The organism is Nonomuraea antri, from assembly GCF_013283785.1.
In the GTDB taxonomy this organism is placed as follows: Bacteria; Actinomycetota; Actinomycetes; order Streptosporangiales; family Streptosporangiaceae; genus Nonomuraea; species Nonomuraea antri.
Genome location: NZ_JABCPZ010000338.1, coordinates 1 through 8,086 on the forward strand (window position 1 = coordinate 1; position 8,086 = coordinate 8,086).

Annotated in this window: 5 protein-coding genes; 1 reads left to right on the forward strand and 4 read right to left on the reverse strand. The window is 73.6% G+C overall.

What is annotated here, in order from left to right:
- On the reverse strand, nucleotides 1-3,254 hold a 3,254-nt coding region (locus HII36_RS51195), incomplete at its 3' end, for a type I polyketide synthase (RefSeq protein WP_173530673.1).
- A 240-nt stretch (nucleotides 3,255-3,494) separates the two neighbouring features.
- Here HII36_RS51195 and HII36_RS51200 point away from each other — a divergent pair.
- Complete coding sequence (locus HII36_RS51200; RefSeq protein ID WP_236004981.1) at nucleotides 3,495-4,913, forward strand: alpha/beta hydrolase; 1,419 nt, start codon at nucleotides 3,495-3,497, stop codon at nucleotides 4,911-4,913.
- 47 nt (nucleotides 4,914-4,960) lie between these two features.
- On the opposite strand, the gene HII36_RS51205 is transcribed toward HII36_RS51200, so the two are convergent.
- From HII36_RS51205 to HII36_RS51215, 3 genes are all read right to left on the reverse strand, one after another.
- Nucleotides 4,961-5,293, reverse strand: a complete 333-nt coding sequence (locus tag HII36_RS51205; protein WP_173530674.1) for a hypothetical protein — start codon at nucleotides 5,291-5,293, stop codon at nucleotides 4,961-4,963.
- Nucleotides 5,294-5,378: 85 nt separating this feature from the next.
- Entirely contained in the window at nucleotides 5,379-6,662 is a 1,284-nt protein-coding gene (locus tag HII36_RS51210) for a hypothetical protein (RefSeq protein WP_173530675.1), read from the reverse strand.
- 41 nt (nucleotides 6,663-6,703) lie between these two features.
- Entirely contained in the window at nucleotides 6,704-7,930 is a 1,227-nt protein-coding gene (locus tag HII36_RS51215; protein WP_173530676.1) for a glycosyltransferase, read from the reverse strand.
- Nucleotides 7,931-8,086: the final 156 nt, after the last annotated feature.

Consider the following 8,086-nt stretch of genomic DNA (forward strand, 5'->3'; position numbering starts at 1 on the left):
GTCCAGGTGTGGGTGACGAGCTTGCTCGCCAGCGTGGCGGGCGGCGGCGGGGTCTCCCGGACGTGCACGTCCTCCAGGACGCCGTCCGCCGTGACGTGCCCGGCCCACTCCAGCGCCGCTCCGGACCCCACTCCGGCCCCGGGCGTGAGGGACGCGGTGCCGTACCGGGTCCAGGCGCCGGCCGCGTTCTTGGCGGTCACCTCGATGCGGCCGTCCGCGAGCGTGACCGTCACCTGGGCGGGCAGCGGGAGCAGCGCGTGGAGCGTGACGTCGTACAGGCCGGTCGCGCCCCGGTGCGGGCCGGACGCCTCTGCGGCGGCGGCGAGCGCCAGCCTGGCCACCGCCGCCAGCGGCAGCACGGGCTCGCCGTCGCGGTGCCGGTCGGCCAGGCGCCAGGGGGCCTGCGACAGGTCGTCCAGCGTGGTGGACCAGGAGTGCCCGGCGGGAGTCTCCACGTGCGCGCCCAGCAGGCGGTGCCCGGACGCGGGCCGGCGCGGCGGCGGCCAGTGCCGGACGTGCCGCCACGGCGCGGACGGGACGTCGACCACCCGGCCCCGGGTGCGCGGCGGCACGGCGACGGCGAGCGCGGCGAGCTGGTCGTGGAAGGCGTGGTCGTGCTCGCGTTCCAGCGAGTGGGTGACGTGCGCCTGCCCCGGCAGGGTCTCGCGCAGCGCGCCGGCCAGCAGCGGGTGCGGGCTCAGCTCGGTGAAGACGGTGAACCCGTCCTCGGCTGCGGCCTGGACGGCCTGCATGAACCGCACCGGACGCCTGACCCCGGCCGCCCAGTAGGCGGGCTCGAACGTCGGCGACCGCCTGGGATCGTCGAAGACGGTCGAGTAGTACGGAATGCCCGGCTTGCCCGCGCCGATGGCCGCCAGCTCTTCCCTGATCCTCGGCAGCAGCGGCTTGACCTGCGGCGAGTGACCCGCGCCCTCGGCGGTGAGCGTCCTGGCGAACAGCCCGCGGGCCGCCACCTCGGCCGCGAACCTGGCCACCCGGTGCGGGTCGCCGGTGACGACGGTCCGCGTGGGCGCGGAGTGGACGGCCACGTGCAGGTCCTGCGGCACGTCCGCGGCCGGGACCTGGACGACGGCCATCGCCCCGCCACCGCCCAGCGTGCCGAGCAGGCGGGCCCGGCGGCAGATCACCCGGACGCCGTCGTGCGTGCTCAGACCGCCGGCCACGACGGCGGCGGCGACCTCGCCCATGGAGTGGCCGATCACCGCGGCCGGCGCGTAGCCGTAGGCCCGCCACAGGTTCGCCAGCGCCAGCTGGACGGCGAAGATCACCGGCTGCACGGCGGCCACGCCGGCGAGCGACGGGTCGTGCGGGTCGATGCCCGCCTCGGCCCGGAGCAGGGGCGCCAGGTGGTCGATGGTCTGCCGGTAGGCGGGTTCCGTGGCGTACAGCCGGGCGCCCATCGCCGGCCACTGGCCGCCGTACCCGCTGAACACCCAGACCGGCCCCTTCGGCGCGGGCGGGATCGGGGCGGGCCGGACGGTCCTGAGCTTGCCGGCCAGCTCCTGAGGCGTGGCGGCCACCACCGCGGCCGCGGCCCGGCCGCCGCCGCGCGCCCGCCTGGCCAGGGTGTGCGCCACGTCGCCGAGGTCGGCGAGGTCGGCGGCGGGCGGCCGGTCGGCCAGTTCCCGCGCGTGCTCGCGCACCCGGTCGGCGTCCGCGCCGGTGAGCAGGAACACGCTCTTGGCCGCGCCGCACCAGCGCCCGTGTGACGTGCCCGAGCGGTAGGCGTCGAGCGCGACGTGGGCGTTGGTGCCGCCGAAGCCGAAGGACGAGACCCCGGCCCTGGCGTCCTGACGTGGCCAGGGGGTGGGCGCGGTGACGACGTCGAGCGTGTCCCAGGGGATGTGCGGGTTGGGCCGGTGGAAGTGCAGGCTGGCCGGGATCACGCCGTGGTGCAGGGCCAGCACGGTCTTGATCAGCCCGGCGACACCCGCCGCCGCCTCCAGGTGACCCAGGTTGGTCTTGGCCGAGCCGAGCAGCACCGGCGTCGCGATGGCCGCGGCGACGGCCCTGGCCTCGATCGGGTCGCCGAGGAACGTGCCGGTGCCGTGCGCCTCCAGATAGTCGGGGCCCCGGTCGAGCCCGCCGTAGACCTGGCGCAGCAGCGACTCCTGCGCCTCCGGGCTGGGCGCGACCAGGCCGTTGGAGCGTCCGTCCTGGTTGACGGCGGTGGCGCGGATCACCGCGAGCACCCGGTCGCCGTCGCGTTCGGCGTCGCGCAGGCGCTTGAGCACCACCACGCCGCAGCCCTCGGCCCTGACCATGCCGTCGGCGGCGGCGTCGAACGCCTTGCACCGGCCGTCGGGCGCGGTGCCGCCGCCCTGGTCGAAGGCGACCGTGACCAGCGGGGACAACAGCAGGTTCACCCCGGCGGCCAGCGCCAGGTCGCATTCGCCTGCGCGCAGACTGCCGACCGCGAGATGGGTGGCCACCAGCGAGGACGAGCACGCCGTGTCCACGGCCAGCGAGGGCCCGCGCAGGTCGAGCAGGTACGACAGCCGGTTGGCGGCGATGCTGGACGCCGCGCCGGTGGCCGTCCAGGCATCGACGCTCGCCAGGTCGGCGCCGGTCAGGTAGGCGTACTCGTTGCCGGAGATGCCGACGAACGCGCCGGTGCGGCTGCCCGCCAGGGCGCGCGGGGCGATGCCGCCGTGTTCGAGCGCCTCCCAGGCGGTCTCCAGCAGCAGCCGCTGCTGCGGGTCCATGGCCGCGGCCTCGCCCGGCGCGATGCCGAAGAAGGCGGCGTCGAACCCGGCCAGGTCGTCCAGGAACCCGCCGTGCCTGGTGGTCCTGGCCAGCACCTCCTCGGTACGCGCGGATCCGTCGTCGAACGCCTCCCACCGGCCCTGCGGCACCTGGCCGACCGCGTCGCGCCCGTCCAGCAGCAGCTCCCAGTACGCGGCGGGCCCGTGCGCGCCGGGAAACCGGCAGCCGACGCCGACCACGGCCACCGGCTCGTCGGGCGCGGGCGGCGCGGGCCGCGGCTCGGGTTCACGTGCCCGGTCCCCGGCCAGCGCCCTGGCCAGCCGGTCGATCGTGGGATGCGCCCACACCAGGGTCGGGGTCAGCTCCCTGCCGAGCAGGTCGGCCAGTTCCCCGGCGACCGCCACCGCGTCGCGCGAGGACAGCCCGTACTCCTCCAGTGGCCGGTCCGGGTCCACCTGCTCGCCGCACCGGGACGTGATCCGCTCGATGAGGAACCGACGGATCTCGTCTTCGCCGAGTACGTCCACAAGCGCTCAGCTCCCATGCTGGACGGGGTGATCGGCCAACATACCCATCCGGTCACGGCGAGGGGCAGGGCCGAGCGGAACATTCCTCGGGCGCGAATTGTCACGCCGGTGATAAGCCGCCGATCCCCGGGTTTTGTCCGGCGGAGCGCAATGCCGTACGACATTTCGTTGCCTCGGCCCATAGTTCGGGCACCCGGGCACGCCCTAGCCTCACCTGCACCCACGGCGAAGGGGACTGTCATGCGACCGCGCGGCCCACTGGCACTGGCCACCACGATGCTGGCCACCACGATGCTGCTCGTCGGGATGCCGCTCGTCGGGATGAACACCGCGCCCGCGCTCGCCGACCCCGAATGGTCGCTCGTGCCCGACGGCAACCAGGTCACGCAGCCGCCGCCGGTCGAGGATCAGCAGCAGCCCCAGGTGCCCGCGGCCGACGACAACCCGTTCCTGTCCGACCCGGACGGCAAACCGCCGCAGCAACCGGCGACGCCTCCGCCGTCCCCCGACCGGAGCCCGTCGCCGAGCCCCGCGTCGGCGAGCCCGTCCGCGAGCCCGTCCGAGAGCCCGTCCGAGAGCGCTGCGAAACCGGCCGGCACCGGCTCGGCGAGCTACGCGCCCTGGCAGAAGGCGCTGCCGGGGACCGCCAGAGTGGTACGCGAGCGCCGGCTGAACCCCCGCATGCTGGACATCCTCATCTCCTCGCCGTCCATCGGCCAGATGATGCCGGTCCGGCTGCTGCTGCCCAAGGGCTGGTCGAAGACGGCGAAGCGGACCTGGCCCGTGCTGTACCTGCTGCACGGCGGCGCGGACAACTACACGTCCTGGACCAGGATGACCGACATCGCCGCCTACACCGAGAACCTGGACGCCATCGTGGTCATGCCGGAGGCGGGCCGCGCGGGCAACTACTCCGACTGGCACAACGCGGGCCGCGGCGGCCGGCCCGCCTGGGCCACGTTCCACACCTACGAGGTCAGACGGCTGCTGGAGATCGGCTACCGGGCCGGCGACAGGCGCGCGATCGCCGGTCTGTCGATGGGCGCGTACGGCGCGATGAAGTACGCCGCCCGCTACCCCGGCCTGTTCAGGTTCGCCGGCGCCTACAGCGGCATCCTGGCCACCGAGCTGCCCGGTATCCCGGCGATCATCATGAACGCCCAGGCCAGCGAGAAGCAGGACCCGCTGGCGCTGTGGGGCGACCCGCGGCGCGACAGGAAGGTCTGGGCCGCCAACGACCCGATGGCGCTGGCGGCCGGCCTCAAGGGCGTCAGCCTCTACATCTCCAGCGGCACCAACAGCTTCCTCGGCCCGCTGGACCCGCCGGGCTCCCCCTGGCACCCCGCGCACCTGGGCGAGCCGATCTCCGCCTACACCGGCAAGGCGTTCAGCGAACGGCTGAACAGCCTGGGCATCGCGCACACGCTCAACCTGTACGGCAACGGCACCCACACCTGGCCGTACTGGATCCGCGAGTTCAAGAACTCCTACCCGATGATCCTGGCCGCCCTGGGCCTGCGCGGCGGCGGGCCGGCCAAGACGCAGCCCGGCGACTCGGCCGGCGGCGATGACTGGCGGCTGGACAACACGCCGCCGCTGACCCCGCCGAACGCGGTGCAGCCCGCCCCTCTCCCGTTCGGCGTCCAGGCCGGCGGGTGAGCGACGGGCTGCTCAGCGGTTCGGTGAGTGGCGGGCTGCTCAGTGCCTTAGCGCACGTCGAACGTCTTCCTGCTGTTCGCGCCGATCACCTCGATGCCCTTGGTGCCGAGGATCCCGTCGAGCGGGATGGACTCGGTGTACGGCGCCAGCGCCGGCAGCCCGACGCCGGGCAGCGTGCCGGTGACCTCGATCCCCCAGTATTCGGGCTGACGGATGTAGACCAGCGGCGAGAGCCTGACCTTCATGTTCAGATACGGCTTCTGGCCCCGCACGACCAGGAAGAACGTGTTCGGCAGGAACCCCGGCCTGATCTCCGCCTGATCGAAGTCGATCAGGCGGACGGACGACGGTGGCGGCAGCTCCTCGAAGTTCTGCGACATGGTGGAACCCCTCTCCGTGATGGATTGCCCCGATCGGGTCTCACATCACTCCAGAGCCGGCCACCGTCGTTTCGATACATCCGGCTCAGCTACGCAGGTAGACCTGGCCGAACACCTCCGAGAGGTTCTTCAGGTCCGTGGCCGGGTCGACCTCGGGGGTGGCCGGGTCGTAGACCGTGGCCAGGCGGGGGCGCACCGTGGACAGCTTCTTGAGCTGGTCCCAGGTGGCGTTGGCCGCCCACTTCTCCCCGTACACGCGGTTGACCTGGCCCTGGGCGTCCTGCCAGCGCGTCCAGAGCGTGACGGTCTCGGCGGCGTCGTCCTGCAGCGGGGCGGCGATGCGGTCGGTGATGGCCTGGGTGGCCTGCTCGGGGGTGAGCTGGGCGGCGCCGGGGGCGGTGGCGAATCCGGCGTCCTCGGCGGCGATCTGCGCGTAGGCGTCCCAGGCGCGGGCCCTGACCTGGATCCACTGGTTGCGCTGGGCGGTGGGGGCGTCGATCTGCCAGGTGGCGTACTCGGTGGCCAGGTGCGCGTTGTCCAGGGCGAGCTGGTCGATCAGGCCCTTGGCCAGCCACGCGCCGACGCGGTCCGGGTCGAGCAGCGGGTACTTCTTGGCCACCTCGGTCTTGCACGCCTCGTTCGCGCCGCAGCCGAGCACCGGCACCGCGGTGTGCGCCGCCAGCTTCTTGGCCGGGACGAGCCTGCGCAGCGCGGCCGAGGTCTCGGCGACGAACGCGTCCAGTTCCTCGGGGGTGGTGAAGGTCTGGTTCAGGCCGAGCTGGGAGGTGAACCTGATGCCCACGACGCCCTGCTGCGCGGCCAGCGCGGCCACCTTCCGCACCGCGGCTTCGAGTTGGCCCGCCCGGTAGTCGTCGGCCAGTTCGGTGTCGATCCAGGTACGCAGGCCGGCGGTGGTCGCGGTCTTGGCCGCCTGGCCGGACGGGGTCTCGGCGGCGGCCGTCTTGGCGGCCTGGGAGATGTTGTCCGGGTCGACGTAGCACTTCTCGCCCGGCGGGCACTCCGGCGTGCCGCCGTCCTCGGCGCCCTCGACGTCCGGGTCGCCGACGTCGTGCATCTCGCCGTCGCCTTCGGAGTCGTTGGCGCACTCGTTGCCCGGCTGGTTGCAGTCGATCACGATCTCGTTCATCGGGCCGGAGTCGCGCATGTTCTGGCCGTCGTTGTCGAGCCAGAACCTGGCGATGTCGCGGGCCTCTTCCGGCGTGGCCATCCAGCGGCAGACCACGTACGCGGGGGTGTCGGCGGACAGCAGGTCGTTACAGCTGCGCGGGTCGTCCTCCGACCAGGCGGGAACGCCGACACCGAGCAGGGAGAGCGCGAGTCCGATGACGATGAGTGGCCGCAGTCGCATGGCGCCTAACTCCAAGGGGGTGATCGTGGACTTATCGCACACTATCTGGACGACCAGCTACGTTCAACGAGATCCACCGCCCGCTTCACGCCGTCCTCGACGCGGAGTAGACGGGCGAGTTGCCGGGCCCGCGCGTGATACTCCAGCACGTCGCGCAGGCGTTCGCCCAGCTTGCCGGCCGTCAGCGCGCCGATCGGCAGCGGCGGCGGACCCACGCCGAGCGCCGACACCCGGCGGCCCCAGAACGGCTGGTCGGAGAAGAACGGGCACACGACGCTCGGCACCCCCGCCGTCAGCGCGGTGCCCGTGGTGCCCGCGCCGCCGTGGTGCACCACCGCCATCATCAGCGGGAACAGCCGCTCGTGGGCCACGTCCCCGTCGATCGGGTGTACGTCGTCCGCCGCCTCGACCGGCAGCCCCTGCACCACGCCGCGCAGCCCGGCCAGCCGCAGGCCCGCCACCACCTGGGCGGCCACCCGGTGCGGGTCGGCCGGCGTCATGGAGCCGAAGCCGACGTAGACGGGCGCGCGGCCGGCCACCAGGAAGGACCTCAGGTCCGGGTCCAGCTCCCGGTCAGGACGTTCGAGCCGCCAGTAGCCGGTCAGGTGCACGTACTCGGGCCAGTCGTGCGGTCTGGGCACCACCAGCGGGCTGACCCCGCACAACACCCGTACCCCGGCCCGCCGGTCCGCCTCGAACGGGCTGCCGCGCAGCGGACCCAGGCCCAGCACGCTCGACCGCAGCCGGTCGACCGTCCGCGCGAGCACGGTCCAGGCCAGCCGCTCGACCACCGCGTAGCTGGCCCGGTTCCCCCAGGCGCCCAGCGTCCTGAACGGCACCAGCGGGTTGGGGAACTCGCCTGTCGGCTCGCTCGGCTGGAACTGCATGATCAGGTACGGGATGCCGTACTTGTCGTGCAGGTGCCTGCCGAACGCGCCGAGCGCCGGGGCGAGCACCAGGTCGGCGTCCGCGCAGGCGGCGTCCACCTCGGCGACCAGCTGGGCGGCCAGCGGCTCGACCACGGAACTGAAGCCGCGCACGAACCCGAGCGGGCCGCTGCGCAGCCACGCCTGCCCCCGCTCGCTGTGCACGACCGCCTCCGGGTCGACGCCGAGCGGCGCGAACGTCATGCCGGGTCCGGCGAGACCGGCGTACCGCCCGGCCGCCACCAGCGTGACGCCGTGATCGCGCGCGACCAGTTCCCGGGCCAGCGCCGCGCACGGCTGCGTGTCCCCCCGCGACCCGAACGCCAGAATCGCGACCCTCACGGCAGGGTCACCAGGCTGATCAGCGCGCCGAGCAGCACCAGCCCGGCTGCGGCCAGCAGGCCGACGGCGTAGCCCGCGGCGAAGTCACCGGCCGCGTGCACGATCACCCCGATGGCCGCGATCCCGAACAGCCCCGAGATCTCGCGGCTCACCGAG